The 14,145-nt window shown below is 72.5% G+C and carries 12 protein-coding genes; 7 read left to right on the forward strand and 5 right to left on the reverse strand.

Annotated features, from left to right (window positions below; all coding sequences use genetic code 11):
* Positions 1–13 precede the first annotated feature (13 nt).
* From AB0O48_RS22990 to AB0O48_RS23000, 3 genes are read right to left on the reverse strand one after another with little or no spacing between them, the layout of a single operon-like run.
* Positions 14–883, reverse strand: coding sequence for an NAD(P)H-hydrate dehydratase (locus AB0O48_RS22990; RefSeq protein WP_357248875.1), 870 nt, complete (start codon positions 881–883; stop codon positions 14–16).
* Positions 867–1,598, reverse strand: a complete 732-nt coding sequence (locus AB0O48_RS22995; protein WP_357248878.1) for a histidine phosphatase family protein — start codon at positions 1,596–1,598, stop codon at positions 867–869. The genes AB0O48_RS22990 and AB0O48_RS22995 overlap by 17 nt, the downstream gene beginning before the upstream one ends.
* Positions 1,599–1,641: 43 nt before the next feature.
* A complete protein-coding gene (locus AB0O48_RS23000) occupies positions 1,642–3,201 on the reverse strand; it encodes a glycosyltransferase family 39 protein (RefSeq protein ID WP_357248881.1) in 1,560 nt (519 codons plus the stop codon).
* Between the two features lie 209 nt (positions 3,202–3,410).
* On the opposite strand from AB0O48_RS23000, the gene AB0O48_RS23005 reads away from it, so the two are divergent.
* From AB0O48_RS23005 to AB0O48_RS23020, 4 genes are read left to right on the forward strand one after another with little or no spacing between them, the layout of a single operon-like run.
* Positions 3,411–4,286: a glycosyltransferase gene (locus AB0O48_RS23005; RefSeq protein WP_365068319.1), complete on the forward strand. Its 876-nt coding sequence runs from the start codon at positions 3,411–3,413 to the stop codon at positions 4,284–4,286.
* Positions 4,287–4,309: 23 nt separating this feature from the next.
* Positions 4,310–5,284, forward strand: a complete 975-nt coding sequence (locus tag AB0O48_RS23010) for an NAD(P)-dependent oxidoreductase (protein ID WP_357248887.1) — start codon at positions 4,310–4,312, stop codon at positions 5,282–5,284.
* Positions 5,285–5,305: 21 nt separating this feature from the next.
* Complete coding sequence (locus AB0O48_RS23015) at positions 5,306–6,598, forward strand: acyltransferase (RefSeq protein ID WP_357248890.1); 1,293 nt, start codon at positions 5,306–5,308, stop codon at positions 6,596–6,598.
* A gap of 36 nt (positions 6,599–6,634) precedes the next feature.
* Positions 6,635–7,606 carry a DNA primase small subunit domain-containing protein gene (locus AB0O48_RS23020; protein ID WP_357248892.1) on the forward strand — a complete coding sequence of 324 codons (972 nt, stop codon included), beginning with the start codon at positions 6,635–6,637 and terminating at the stop codon, positions 7,604–7,606.
* 19 nt (positions 7,607–7,625) lie between these two features.
* Here AB0O48_RS23020 and AB0O48_RS23025 read toward each other — a convergent pair whose 3' ends face one another.
* Entirely contained in the window at positions 7,626–9,794 is a 2,169-nt protein-coding gene (locus AB0O48_RS23025; RefSeq protein WP_357248895.1) for an acyltransferase family protein, read from the reverse strand.
* 74 nt (positions 9,795–9,868) lie between these two features.
* Complete coding sequence (locus tag AB0O48_RS23030) at positions 9,869–10,342, reverse strand: Lrp/AsnC family transcriptional regulator (protein ID WP_357249639.1); 474 nt, start codon at positions 10,340–10,342, stop codon at positions 9,869–9,871.
* A gap of 106 nt (positions 10,343–10,448) precedes the next feature.
* Here AB0O48_RS23030 and pdhA point away from each other — a divergent pair, with 106 nt between their 5' ends.
* From pdhA to AB0O48_RS23045, 3 genes are read left to right on the forward strand one after another with little or no spacing between them, the layout of a single operon-like run.
* Positions 10,449–11,648 carry a pyruvate dehydrogenase (acetyl-transferring) E1 component subunit alpha gene (gene pdhA / locus AB0O48_RS23035; RefSeq protein WP_357249642.1) on the forward strand — a complete coding sequence of 400 codons (1,200 nt, stop codon included), beginning with the start codon at positions 10,449–10,451 and terminating at the stop codon, positions 11,646–11,648.
* Positions 11,645–12,649 carry an alpha-ketoacid dehydrogenase subunit beta gene (locus AB0O48_RS23040; protein WP_357572788.1) on the forward strand — a complete coding sequence of 335 codons (1,005 nt, stop codon included), beginning with the start codon at positions 11,645–11,647 and terminating at the stop codon, positions 12,647–12,649. The genes pdhA and AB0O48_RS23040 overlap by 4 nt, the downstream gene beginning before the upstream one ends.
* The gene (locus tag AB0O48_RS23045; RefSeq protein ID WP_357249648.1) at positions 12,634–14,073 is read left to right on the forward strand and encodes a dihydrolipoamide acetyltransferase family protein; all 1,440 of its coding nucleotides are present in this window, start codon (positions 12,634–12,636) and stop codon (positions 14,071–14,073) included. Before AB0O48_RS23040 ends, AB0O48_RS23045 begins: the two co-directional genes overlap by 16 nt.
* The last annotated feature ends 72 nt before the right edge of the window (positions 14,074–14,145 follow it).

Raw genomic sequence — 14,145 nt, forward strand, 5'->3', positions numbered from 1 at the left:
CCCTCGCGGCTGATCAGACCATCGACAGCGTTCCGGGGATCTCGTCGAGCAACTCCCGGGCGAGGAAGCCGATGCGGCCGTACCGGGGGATCAGCCGCTGCCCGCTCACCGCGTGCGCGAACGAGCCCCAGCAGGCGGCCTGCGCCGGGTCGGCGCCCCGGGACAACAACCCCGCCAGCAACCCGGCGAGCACGTCCCCGCTGCCGGAGGTGCCCAGCCCGGCGTCGCCGCTCTCCTCCCGCCAACCCCGCCCGTCCGGGGCGGCCACGTGCCCGTAGAGCGAGACGACCGCCTCGTAACGGGCGGCCAGCTCGGCCGCCTCGGCGTCCAGGTCGTCGCCCGGTTCCCGGCCGAGCAGGTGCCCGGCCTCGGTGACGTTCGGGGTGAGCACCACGGGCCGGCCCGAGCCGACCAGCAGGTCCGGCGCATGGCTGAGCGCGCCGAGGGCGTACGCGTCGAGCACCAGTGACGTGCGCGGTCGGGCCGCGTCCAGGACCAGGCTCAGCAGGCGGTTGGTTTCGTCGATCGCCTTCAGTCCGGGACCGAGGGCCACCACGTCGGCCTGCGCGACCAGCTCGCCGAGCTGGCCGTCCCGGTCCGCGGCGACCGCGCCGTCGGAGGTCTCCGGCAGCCCGACCACGAGCGCCTCGGGCACCTGGATGCTCAGCGTGGCCGCGGTGGACTCGGCGGCGGCCAGTTGGAGCACCCCGGCGCCGGCGCGCAGCGCGGCCACCCCGGCGAGCAGCACCGCACCGGGGGTGAAACGGGAGCCGCCGACCACCAGCACGGTGCCCCGGCTCTCCTTGCCGCCGACCGGCACCGGCAGCGCCCATTCCCGCAGCAGCCCCGGTGTGATCACCTGAACGTCAGACCGGTTCGGCATGGATCTCGTCCTCCCTGGTTGGCTCGGCGCCCTGCCGGTGCAGGTGACCGACCTCGTTGAACCCGCCAAGCGTCAGCCGGCCCTGGGCGTCGGCGGACCAGTCGGTGATCGAGCAGTTCGCGATCACGTGTTGGCGGGTCAGCGCCATCAGTTCCTCCTCGGTCAGCCCCTCCACCAGATAACGCAGCAGGAAGACAAGCGCGTCGTGGCCGAAGAGCAGGACCCGTTGGCCCTCGTGGTCCCGGCGCAGGTCGCCGAGGAGCGTGCGCAGTCGCAGCGCCACGTCGGTCCAGGACTCCCCGCCGGGCGGCCGGTAGTAGAACTTGCCGAGCCGCTCCCGGCGCTCGGCCTCGTCCGGGTGACGCCGACGCACCCCGCGCCCGGTCAGGCCGTCGAGAATGCCCAGCTCCCGGTCGCGCAGCCGCTCGTCGCGGCTCACCGGCACGCCGGTGCCGCGCAGCGCCAGCTCCGCGGTGGACACCGCCCGCAGGTACGGCGAGACCACCGCCACGTCCGGCCGGCGCTCCGGCGGCAGCTCGGCCAACCAGCGGCCGGTGGCACGGGCCTGCTCCGCACCGGTGGGGGAGAGCGGCACGTCGGCGTCGCGGTGACTGAGCCCGATCAGCTCCTCGCCGGACGCCTCGGCGTGGGTCGCCGCCACGTTCGCGGTGCTCTCACCGTGTCGGATGATCCAGAGGGTCGCCAGTTCCGCCATGCCGACCCCCTACCCGGGTGCCGGCGGCGGTAATCGCGGCGGGTCAGCCGCGCCGCTGCAGGAGGGAGACGGTCAGCCCGGTCACGTGGGTCATCCGGGCCAGTTGGTAGCGCTTGCCGAGCAGGTCGGCCCGCTCCCTCGACAGTCCGTTGAACGGTGCGTCGGTGACCGTCGGCGACACCAACCAGAGCCGTGGCTCGTCACGCAGACAGCCCGCCGGTTCGGCGCAGTCCGTGCCGTACAGCTCGTTGCGCTGGGCCGCCGTCCGTTGCCGGAACACGTTGCGCGGGGAGATGTCCTCCGGGAGGTAGTACCGCACCCCGGGTTCGGTCATCCACCACCAGACACCGCCCACGACGAGGCCGTCCCCGGGCTCGTAGCCGGCCTCGATGACCTTGGCCGCCTGGGAGTAGGACAGGGGGTCGAAGGCGCGTGTCCGCGGGTAGGTGTACCAGCCGTGCGAGTACTCGCCGCGCAGCGCGAGCTGACCGGGCATGGACAGCGCGGCGACGACCACGAGCCCCGCCGCCATCAGCGGGGTCCAGCGCAGCGCGGTGATGCCGGCGCCGGCCAGCACCGCCCAGGCCGGCAGCAGGAACAGCAGATACTTGGAGAAGAAGTAGTTGATCTCGCCGGTCGAGGCCAGCAGGATCACCGGCACCGGCAGCACGGCCACAAGCGTCACGCTCACCGCCCGATGCAGGGCGTCGCCGCGCAGGTGGGTCAGCAGACCCACCGTGGCCAGCGCGGTCACCGCGGCGGCGAGCAGCGTCGAGCCGTACGCCTGCTCCCAGACCGTCCAGGGTGAGAGGTCCGGGATCCAGCTGATCTGCCGGCCCGCCTGTGTCATGCCCCGCAGGATCGCCGGCGCGGCGATCGCCACCCCGGCGACGGCGGCGAGGGGGAACCAGACCAGCGGCCACCGGTGGCGCTGCCGCCAGGTGTGGATCAGCACGACCGTGCCGTGCCCGAGCAGGAGGGTCAGCGCCACCACGTTGACCAGGCCGATGCCGGCCACCGCGAGCGCGTACGCCACCCAGCGCTGCCACCGGGGCCGCTCCAGCGCGCGGAGCAGGAACAGGGTGGCCGCCGCCGAGGCCAGGACGACGAAGGCGTACGAACGGGTCTCCTGCCCGAACCGGGTGACCGTGGGCACCAGGGCGAAGACGAAGCCGGCCGCGACACCGGTCGCGTGATCGAAGAGCCGGCGCCCCACCAACGCCACACAGGCGGTGGCCAGGGTCATGGCCAGCGCCGACGGCAGACGTACCGCGACGGGACTCGTGCCGAACAGCGTCGTCCAGGCGTGCATGAACAGGTAGTAGGCCCCGTGCACGGCGTCGACGTTCGCCAGCATGGCCCGGATCTGTCCGGTGGAGCGCGTCGCCACGTCGATGGTGACCAACTCGTCGTGCCACATCTCCGGGCTGCCGATCCGCCACCCGACGACGAGCGCGGCGAACGCGGTCGGCCAGAACCAGACGCTGAGTGCCAGCCGGCGGGCGAGGGGGACCGGCTGGCGGTCCGGCTCGGCGGGCCGGGGCGGATTCTTCCCGTCGGTCTGCGCGGGCTGCGCGTCCATGGCGACGGCGCGGTTCGACATCGGCGTCCGATCGGGGGCGGGTTACGGGGCGCGACGATGATAGCGCCCGCGAAGTCGGGCGTCGGGCGGTGACTCGGTGCGCTCGGGGTGGGCGCGCCGCCCGGTTCGGCGCTGGCCGATCGTGGGGGTGGGCCTGATAATGTGGCCGCGCCCGTCGCGCATTTCCACCACGCACAGTGAGGCCTACCGACCCAATGATTGTCGACATTATGCTGCCGTACTACGGAAGCGTGCCCCTCATGCAGGCGGCGGTGCGCAGCGTGATGGCGCAGAGTGACCCTGGTTGGCGCCTCACCGTGGTCGACGACGGCACCGAGCCGGGTGTGCCCGAGTGGTTCGCGGGCATCGACGACGAGCGGGTCCGTTACCAGCGCAACGAGCACAATCTCGGGATCACCGCCAACTACCGCAAGTGCGTCGGCCTCGCCGAGCACGAGTACCTGGTGATGATGGGCACGGACGACATCATGCACCCCAACTACGTGGCCACCGTGCGATCGGTGACCGAGCAGTACCCGGGCGTCGGCATGATCCAGCCGGGGGTCGAGATCATCGACGCCAACGGCACGGTGGTCAACACCATCGTCGACGAGGCGAAGCGGCGGATCTACGCCCCGCGGATCGACTCCCGCGAGCTGATGGGCGGCGAGGACCTGGCAGCCAGCCTGCTACGGGGCTGCTGGTTCTACTTTCCGTCGATGTGCTGGCGCACGGACGCGATCAAGGCCGTCGGCTTCCGCGAGGAGTTCCAGGTCATCCAGGACCTGGCCCTGGTGATCGACCTGATCCAGCGTGGTGAGCAGATGGCGATCGACAACACCCTCTGCTTCCAGTACCGGCGGCACGCGGTCAGCAAGTCCGCCGCCGACGCGGTCAACGGCTCCCGGTTCACCGAGGCGCGGGCGTTCTTCCTCGACGTCGCCCGGCGGATGGACGAGCAGGGCTGGCCGCGGGCGGCTCGGGCGGCCCGCAGCTACACCTCGTCCCGACTGCACGCCATCACCCTGCTGCCGACGGCGGTCCTCTCCGGCAAGATGTCCGGCGTACGCAGTCTGTCCCGGCACGCGTTCGGGCCGGGCCGATGACCGACGAGAGCCAGAGGAGCGCCATGACCGTCCGACCACGACGTCCGGCGGAGCACGCCGAACCGCCCGTCCGGGTGGTGGTGCTCGGCGGCACCGGATTCCTCGGCCGCCCGATCTGCCGCGCCCTGGCCGACCAGGGGCACACCGTGGTCGCCGTGGCGCGTACCCCGAAGACGATCGGCCCGGGTGTCCAGGTCCGCGCACTGGACCTCGCCGCCGCCGACGTCGACGAGATCACCGCGGTGCTGCGTGACCTCGCCCCGGACGTGGTGATCAACGCGGCGGGTGGGATGTGGGGCCTGAGCGAGGCGCAGATGCTCGCGGTGAACGTCACCCTGGTCGAGCGGCTCCTGGCGGCCGCGGGCCGACTGCCGGGGCGGGTCCGGGTGCTCCAGATGGGCAGCGTGCACGAGTACGGGCTGGTCCCGGTCGACACGTCGATGCCCGAGCGGCTGACCCCCGCGCCCGTGATGCCGTACGGCGAGTTCAAGGTGCGCTGCACCGAGGCGGTCACCGCGGCGGACCGGCAGGGTCTGATCGAGGGCGTCACGCTGCGGGTCGGCAACGTCATCGGCCCCGGCCAGCCCGGCCACAGCCTGCTCGGGGTGGTCGCGGGCCGGCTCCGCGACGCCCAGCGGGCCGGTGAGCGAGCCCGGTTGGAGCTGGCTCCGCTCGGCTCCCGGCGTGACTTCATCGGTCTCGGTGACGTGGTCGCCGCCGTGCAGTTGGCCGCGACCCGTCCCGACGCGGCCGGTCGTGTGATCAACATTGGTCGGGGTGTGGCGGCCAGCGCGCGTGATATGGTCCGGCTCCTCATCGAGGTCAGTGAGGTGCCGACCGACCTCGTCGAGGCCGAGCAGACCGGTCCCGCCGAGACCAGTTGGCAGCGGCTGGACATCGGGTTGGCCGCCGAGGTGCTCGGCTGGTCGCCGAGCGACGACCTGCACACCGAGATGAAGCAGCTGTGGGAGCACGCCGGCGCCGATGTGCCCGCCTGATGCCGAGAGGTTCCTGAGCGCATGACCACCCCCGCTCTCATCCGGTCCCGGGGCACCCTCGCCGACCTGCTCTCCGGCCGGAGCAACGGCATCGGGCTGATCCGGCTCTGCCTCGCCGTCGGCGTCGTGTTGTCACACTCCAAGCCGCTCGGCTTCGGCGCCAACGACCTGGGCTACTACCTGACCGGTCGGCAGACGAACGTCGGCACCATGGCCGTGTACGGCTTCTTCGTGCTGTCCGGCCTGCTGATCACCCGCAGCGCCCGGCGTACCGGCATCTTCCGTTACGCCTGGCACCGGGCCCTGCGGATCTTCCCCGGTCTCTGGGTCTGCCTGCTGGTCAGCGCGCTGGTGATCGCCCCGCTCGTCGCGTTGCGCGAGCACGGCACCATCGCCGGGTTCTTCGACAACCCCTGGGACCGGGGCGGCCCGCTGGCCTACCTGCAGGCCAACTGGTGGACCGGCGTCCGTCAGTACGGCGTCCGGGACCTGTTCACGGACACCACCCCGTGGGGCGAGAAGGTCAACTACAGCGTCTTCAACGGCGCGCTGTGGTCGCTGAAGTACGAGATGTTCTGCTACGTCATGGTGGGCGTGCTGGCGGTGACGGCGGTGCTGCGGAACGCCCGGCGGTTCGTGCTGTTCCTGACCGTCGCGCTCTACCTGAGCATCCTGCAGGACTGGGTCAGCTCCGGACGGATCAGCGGCCCGGTGTCGACGGCGAGCTGGAGCTTCGTGTCGCCGCTGGTCGGCACCATGACCTTCCACTACATCGTCTACCTGGGCTTCCTCTTCGCCGCCGGGGCGACCCTGGACCTCTACCGCGAGCGGGTGCCGATCAACGACGCGCTGGGCATCGGTTCGGCGGTGGCGCTCGGATTGTCCCTGCTCTTCGGTGGCTTCTTCGTCATCGGGCTGCCCGCGTTCGCGTACCTGCTGGTCTGGCTGTCGGTGCGGATGCCCCGCCAACTGCACTGGGTGGGCCGCAAGAACGACTACTCGTACGGCATCTACATCTACGGGTTCGTCCTCCAACAGGTGATGACGAGCCTCGGCTGGAGCCGCTGGGGTTACGTGCCGTTCGCGGCGATGTCGGTGGCGGTCGCGTTCGCCGCCGCGTTCCTGTCCTGGAAGTTGGTCGAGCGTCCCGCGCTGCGGTTGAAGGACTGGACGCCGGGCTTCGTGGCCCGCCGGTCGTCGCAGCGGGTGCCGGTCGAGCAGCAGACCGCGGTGGCCGAGGAGCCGCCGGCGCAGGTCGGCGGCCCGACCCAGGAGTTGCCACAGCAACCCGCCACACTGGTTCCCGGCCGCTAACCCGCCGGCCCGCCCCCGAGCCGTACGCTCGGGGGCGTGGCCACGGTGGCGGAGGAGATTCAGGTGGGGGAGCGGCTGGTCCGCGTCTCCAGCCCCGACAAGCCGTACTTCCCGGAGCGTGGGCTGACCAAGCTGGACGTGGTCCGCTACTTCCTGTCGGTGGGTGAGGGGATCCTGCGCGCCCTGCGGGACCGGCCGACGATGCTGGAGCGCTGGCCGCGTGGCGTCTTCGAGGGCGCGACGATCGCCACCCGGCAGACCAACCGGGGCGACGCGTTCTACCAGAAGCGGCTGCCGGCGGGCGCGCCCGACTGGGTGCGTACCGCGCACATCACCTTCCCCAGTGGCCGGACCGCCGACGAGGTCGCGCCCAGCGAGTTGGCCGTGGTGATCTGGGCGGCCAACCTGGGCACCCTGCGGTTTCACCCCTGGCCGGTCACCGCCGCCGACGTGGAGCGACCCGACCAGCTGCGCATCGACCTCGACCCGATGCCCGGCGTCGGTTTCGACCAGGTGGTGCCGGTGGCCCGCGAGGTCAACGCGTTCCTCGCCGAGCTGGGGATGACCGGCTACCCGAAGACCACCGGCGGGCGGGGCCTGCACGTCTACCTGTCGATCGAGCCGCGGTGGAGCTTCGGTGAGTGTCGCCGGGCGGTGCTCGCCCTGGGCCGGGAGATGCAGCGCCGGCTCCCGGAGCTGGTCACCACCACCTGGTGGCGCGACCAACGCGACCGGCCGGTCTTCATCGACTACAACCAGATGGCCCGCGACCACACGGTGACGTCGGCGTACTCGATCCGGCCGACCCCGCAGGCGCTGGTGTCGGCGCCGCTGGAGTGGGCGGAGCTGGACGACGCCCGTCCGGAGGACTTCGACGTGCTCAGCATGCCGGCCCGCTTCGCCGAGCGCGGCGACCCGCACGCCGGGCTGGACGGCGACCGGCACTCGTTGGAGCCGCTGTTGGCGTTGGCCGACCGGGACGGGCTGGAGGCCCCACCCGAACGGTGAGGTCCGCCAGCCCGGCGGGTCACAGCTCGGCGAGCACGGGTTTGAGCGCGGCGCCCACCTGGGGTGCGAGCGTCGTCGAGTACGTGGCGCTCAGGTGGTGCGCGTCGCGCCAGACGAGCACCCCTCCGATGACGGGGGCGCATCGGTCCGCGGGGCAGATCCAGTCGTTCAGGTCGATCAGGTGGGCGCCGGACAACCCGTCGGCCGCTTCTTCCTGGGCCGGACCGCCCCCGCGGCCCAGGACCTCGTCGCGGCTGTCGGCGCACTTCGTCAGGCGGTTCGGGTTCTTCGACACGCACTCGGCGACGTCCTTCAGGTGCAGCGGCGTGTCCCGCAGGACCACCACCGGCACCTTCTCCGCGATCATGCCGCTCCACGTCTTGCGCAGCTCCCGGACCAGCGCCGACCGCCACTTCGTGGCCGGCTCGCCGTGGACCGGGTACTCGGCGTGGGTCACGACCAGCAGGTCGGGGCGGCCCGCGCCGACCAATGTCTCCCGCACCTTCCTGTTCCACTCCGTGCAGGCCGAGTAGGGCCTGTCGTTCAGGGAGATCTCCGCCGTCAGGAACGGGCAGCCGCCCTTGGTGTAGGTGGCGAGGCGCCAGCCGTTGGTCTCCGCCGCCAGCCGCATGGCAGGGACCCACTGGTCGGCGTGGGAGTCGCCGGCGAGCGCGATCGTGGTCGCCGAGTTCATCTTCCCGTAGACACAGACTTCCGGCGTGGCGGACTCCAGCGACACGTGGCAACTCTTCGTCGCCTGCAACAGCGGTGCGTCCCGGGCCGCGCGCGCCGGCTCGGGGGTGATAGACGCGACCTTGTCGACGGGCACCCCGGCCCGGCTGGTGCGGGGGGATGTGCCGAGCGCGGCGGCGCCGGGCGCGGCCGGTGGCGTCGCCTGTGGGGAGCCTCCGGGCACCTGGCCCATGATGACCGACGGGGGTGTCGTACCCGTCGTTGTCGGAATGGCCAGTTGGAAGGTCAGGCCGGCGAGCGCGGCCGCGCCGGTGCAGACGGCACCGATGCGCAGGGCGGCGGCGGGCCGGTCGGCGAGGGTGGGCGACCGGCGGACCGGGTTCTCGACGAAGTGGTACGTGAGCGCGGCGGGGACCGCCGAGGCGGCCACGACGGCGAGCGCGGGGCCGACACCGAGGTCACCGAAGTGCGCCTGCGCGGCGATCAGCACCGGCCAGTGCCACAGGTACAGCGAGTAGGAGATCCCGCCGACATAGCGCAGCGGCTGCCGGCCCAGCAGGAGAGCGGGCCCGGCGCGACCGGCGGCCGGCCCGAACGCGATCACCGTGGCCGTGCCGAGGGTGGGGCCGAGCGCGACGTAGCCGGGGAAGCCGGCCTCCGTGGTGATCAGCGCGGCCGAGGCGCCGACGGCGATCAGCCCGGCCCACGCCAGCGGGACGGCGACCAGGCGCGGTGACCGGCTCCACCAGATCGCCGTGACGGCGACGGCGCCGCCGAGGGCCAACTCCCACATCCGGGTGGTGGTGACGTAGTACGCCGAGGGGTCGGTCGGCGAGACGTACAGCGCCCAGGCGAACGAGGGGAGGGCGATCAGCGCCAACCCGAGCAGGTAGAGACCGCGGCCACCGTGGCCCCGGCGGCGGGCGAACCACCCGAGGGCGATCAGCAGCAGGGGCCACACCAGGTAGAACTGCTCCTCGACGGCGAGGGACCAGAAGTGCTGGGCGATGCTCGCGGCGTCGTTGGCGGCCACGTAGTCGGCGGACTGCGCGGCCATCCGCCAGTTCATGGCGTAGCAGGCGCTGGCGATGACGTCCCAGGCGGTGGACGACCAGCGGCCGCGAGGCAGGAAGAAGTAGGTGAGCACCAGGGTCGCGAGCAGGACGGTGGCGGCGGCCGGCAGCAGGCGCTTCGCTCGGCGGGCGTAGAAGTCGGTGAGCGACAGCCGTCCACGATGGTCGAGTTCCTCCAGCAGCAGGCCGGTGATGAGGAAGCCGGAGATCACGAAGAACACGTCGACACCGACGAAACCGCCGGGCAGGTACGGCACGCCGGCGTGACCGAGGAGCACCAGCAGCACGGCCACCGCCCGCAGGCCCTCGATGTCCCCGCGGAAGGACCGCGCACCGGGTGCCGTCGGCCTGGTCGACGTCGGCCTGGTCGGTGGCGGGGCGGCGACCCGGGCCTGCTCCCACAACTCATTCGATATAGCCACGTCGCGGATAGTAGCGGCGCTCTACGGTAATTCGCCTATTTCATCATCGTGCTAATGAATTCGTGTTATGGCCTCTATTGCCACGGGCTCTGCGTTCCGCCGAACTCCTCGAAGACGAGCCAGGACCGTGTCGACAACACCCCGGCGATGCGCTGCACCCGGTCCAACACCACATCCCGCAGGGCGGCGTTGTCCGGCGCCCGGACCAGGGCAAGCACGTCGTGCTCGCCGCTGAGCAACGCCACGTGCTCGACGTAGCGCACCCGGGCCAGCTCGGCCGACACCTCCCGCCAGGTGTTCTGCTCGATCGTCAACGCCATGTACGCCGAGGTGCCCAACCCGGCCGCCTCGGGCGCCACCTGGGCGTGGAACCCGGTGATCACCCCGTCGCGCAGCAACCGCTCCACCCGCGCGTACGCGTTGGTACGGGAGATGTGGATCCGTTCGGCCAGGGTGCGCACCGACGTGCGCCCGTCCCGGACCAGCTCGTCGAGGATCCGCCGGTCCACCTCGTCGAGGGCTCGAACCGATCGTCCCGATCCCGCCACCCGGTCCGCGTCGTCGCCGCTCTCCTGGCTCACTGTGACCCCCTCCGCGTGCCAACCGTCCCGCGTTCTGCGTGGATCTTGAGTCAATCATCCGACACGCGGAAGCATAGGCTCACCACACGTCCCAGGAGGTTCCGCCGTGACGACCACTCCCCAGGCGGTCCGCAGGGCATCCCCGCGTACGCGTCGAGCGGCCACCCCGCCCGACCCGGCGCGCCCGCTGCTGCCGAACACCGAACCCGTCCGCCTGCTCGACCCCACCGGCACGCCACTGCCCGCCCGCGGCGACTATCCGGAACCACCCGTCGAGGTGCTGCGCGAGCTGTACCGCCGGATGGTGCTCGGCCGCCGGTTCGACACCCAGGCGACCGCCCTGACCAAGCAGGGCCGGCTGGCCGTCTACCCGTCCTCACGGGGCCAGGAGGCGTGCCAGGTCGGCGCGACGCTCGCGGTCCGCGACACCGACTGGGTCTTCCCCACCTACCGTGAGTCGATGGCGCTGGTTGCCCGGGGCATCGACCCGGTCGAGGTGCTCACCCTGCTGCGCGGCGACTGGCACTGCGGCTACGACCCGACCGAGGTGCACACCGCGCCGCAGTGCACCCCGCTCGCCACCCAGTGCGTGCACGCCGCCGGCCTCGCGCACGGTGAGGCGTACCAGGGTCGGGACACCGTGGCGCTGGCCTTCATCGGCGACGGCGCGACGAGCGAGGGCGACTTCCACGAGGGGATCAACTTCGCCGCCGTGTTCAAGGCGCCGGTGGTCTTCTTCGTGCAGAACAACCGCTACGCCATCAGCGTCCCGCTGTCGCGGCAGACCGCCGCGCCGTCGCTGGCCTACAAGGGCGTCGGCTACGGCGTACCCAGCGAGCAGGTCGACGGCAACGACCCGGTGGCCGTGCTCGCCGTGCTCACCCGCGCGGTCGCCCACGCCCGCGCCGGCAACGGGCCGTTCCTCGTCGAGGCGCACACCTACCGGATGGAACCGCACACCAACGCCGACGACGCCAGCCGCTACCGCGACGGCGCCGAGGTCGACGCCTGGCGCGACCGCGACCCGGTCGCCCGGCTGGAGACCTACCTGCGGGCCCGCGGGGTGCTCGACGACGCGGCGGTCGCCGAGGTCGCCGAGCAGGCCGAGGCGTACGCGGCGGACCTGCGGACCCGGATGAACGAGCAGCCCAACGTGGACCCGCTGAGCCTCTTCGACCACGTCTACGCCCAGCCCACCCCGCAGCTGATCGAACAGCGCGAGCAGGTCCGCGCCGAGCTGGCCGCCGCCCGCGACGAGGAGAGGGACGCCTGATGGCCACCACCATGGCGAAGGCCCTCAACGCGGCGCTCGCCGACGCCCTCGCCGCCGACGAGCGGGTCGTCGTCTTCGGTGAGGACGTCGGCGCGCTCGGTGGCGTCTTCCGGATCACCGACGGCCTCCAGGCCCGCTTCGGCGAGGACCGCTGCTTCGACACCCCGCTCGCCGAGGCCGGCATCGTCGGCTTCGCCGTCGGCCTGGCCATGTCCGGTCTGCGGCCCGTGGTCGAGATGCAGTTCGACGCGTTCGCGTACCCGGCGTTCGAGCAGATCGCCTCGCACGTGGCGAAGCTGCGCAACCGGACCCGGGGCAAGCTCAGCGTGCCCATCGTCATCCGCGTGCCGTACGCCGGTGGGATCGGCGGGGTCGAGCACCACTGCGACTCGTCCGAGGCGTACTACGCGCACACCCCGGGCCTGAAGGTGGTCACCCCGGCGACCGTCGAGGACGCGTACTCGCTGCTGCGCGAGGCGATCGACGACCCCGACCCGGTGGTCTTCATGGAGCCCAAGAAGCTCTACTTCGGCAGCGCCGACGCGGTCCTGCCGACGCGGACCGAGCCGTTCGGCCGGGCCGTCGTGCGCCGCCCCGGCCGCGACGCGACCCTGGTGGCGTACGGGCCGGCGGTGCCGGTCGCGCTGGAGGCCGCCGAGGCCGCCCGCGAGGAGGGCTGGGACCTGGAGGTGGTGGACGTCCGCACCATCGTGCCGTTCGACGACGAGACCATCGCCGCCTCGGTCCGCCGTACCGGCCGGTGCGTGGTGATCCAGGAGGCGCAGGGCTTCGCGGGGGTCGGCGCGGAGATCGCCGCCCGGGTGCAGGAGCGCTGCTTCCACGCGCTGCACGCCCCGGTGCTGCGGGTCGCCGGGCTGGACATCCCGTACCCGGCGCCGATGCTGGAGCACACCCACCTGCCCGGTGTGGACCGGGTGCTCGACGCGGTGGCCCGACTCCAGTGGGACGACCAGCCGGACGCGCGTTGGGCGGCGGCATGACCACGGTCGCGCGCACGCAGGTCTTCCTCCTGCCCGACCTGGGCGAGGGGCTGAGTGAAGCCGAGATCGTCGAGTGGCGGGTCGCGGTGGGCGACGTGGTCACCGTCGACCAGAGCGTGGTCGAGGTGGAGACCGCCAAGGCGGTCGTGGACGTGCCCTGCCCGTACGCCGGCCGGGTCGTCACCCTGCACGGCGCGGCCGGTGAGGTACGCCCGGTCGGCCAACCGTTGATCACCATCGCGCCGCTGGACGGCGGTGACGAGCCCGCCGGGCACGCCACCTACCGCGAGGAGGAGCAGGCCGGCTCCGGAAACGTGCTGATCGGCTACGGCACGGGCCACGGCGGCGCCACCCGCCGCCGGCGCCGGCCCCGGCTGACGCTCGCTCCCGAACCGACCGACCCCGCGCGGACCGACCCCGCGCGGACCGACCCCGCGCGGACCGACATCGCCTCGCCCGGTGGTGCTGCCCCGACCGGTGGGATCCGCGCGGCTGCCGGCGGTGCCTCGGGTACGGGCGACGCGTCCGGCCACCCGGCGCCGGCCGCCCTGGTCATCTCGCCGATCGTGCGGCGACTGGCCCGGGAGCGCGGCGTCGACCTGAACGCGGTGCGGGGCACCGGTCCCGGTGGAGTGATCCGCCGGGCCGACGTGGAATCGGCGCTGGCCGTGCCCGCCGCCCGGCTCGCCGCCGTGCCGGACGCCCCCGTCGCGCCGGTGCCGTCCGGGGGCGACGACGTGATCATCCCGCTCACCGGTGTTCGCAAGGCCATCGCCGACAAGCTCTCCCGCAGCCGACGGGAGATCCCGGAGGTGACCATCTGGGTCGACGTGGACGCCACCGGGCTGCTGGAGACCCGGGCCGCGATCAACGCGGCGACGCCGGACGCCCCGGTGAGCATCCTGGCCCTGCTGGCCCGGATCTGCCTCAGCGGGCTGCGCCGGTTCCCGCAGCTCAACGCCCGGGTGGACACCGAGGCGCAGCGGATCGTCCAGTCCGCCGGGGTGCACCTCGGCATCGCCGCGCAGACCGACCGGGGTCTGCTGGTGCCGGTGTTGCGCGACGCCCAGCGGCTCACCACCGCCGAGTTGGCCGCCGAACTGGCGGCGACCACCGCCGCCGCGCGGGCGGGTAGCCTCCCGCCGGCCCGACTGACCGGTGGCACGTTCACGCTCAACAACTACGGGGTGTTCGGCGTCGACGGCTCCACGCCGATCATCAACCACCCGGAGGCGGCGCTGCTCGGCGTCGGCCGGATCGTGGACAAGCCGTGGGTGGTCGACGGGCAACTCGCCGTCCGGAAGGTGACCCAGCTCAGCCTCACCTTCGACCACCGGGTCTGCGACGGTGGGGTGGCCGGTGGCTTCCTGCGGCACGTCGCCGACTGCGTGGAGCGCCCGGCGCTGCTGATCGCCGCCGTCTGACGGCGTACCCCCTCGGTCCCGGCGCTGCCCCCTCGGCGCCGGGACCGACGCACGCCCGGGGTTTCCCGGCGG

The organism is Micromonospora sp. NPDC085948 (assembly GCF_040686315.1).
Lineage (GTDB): Bacteria > Actinomycetota > Actinomycetes > Mycobacteriales > Micromonosporaceae > Micromonospora.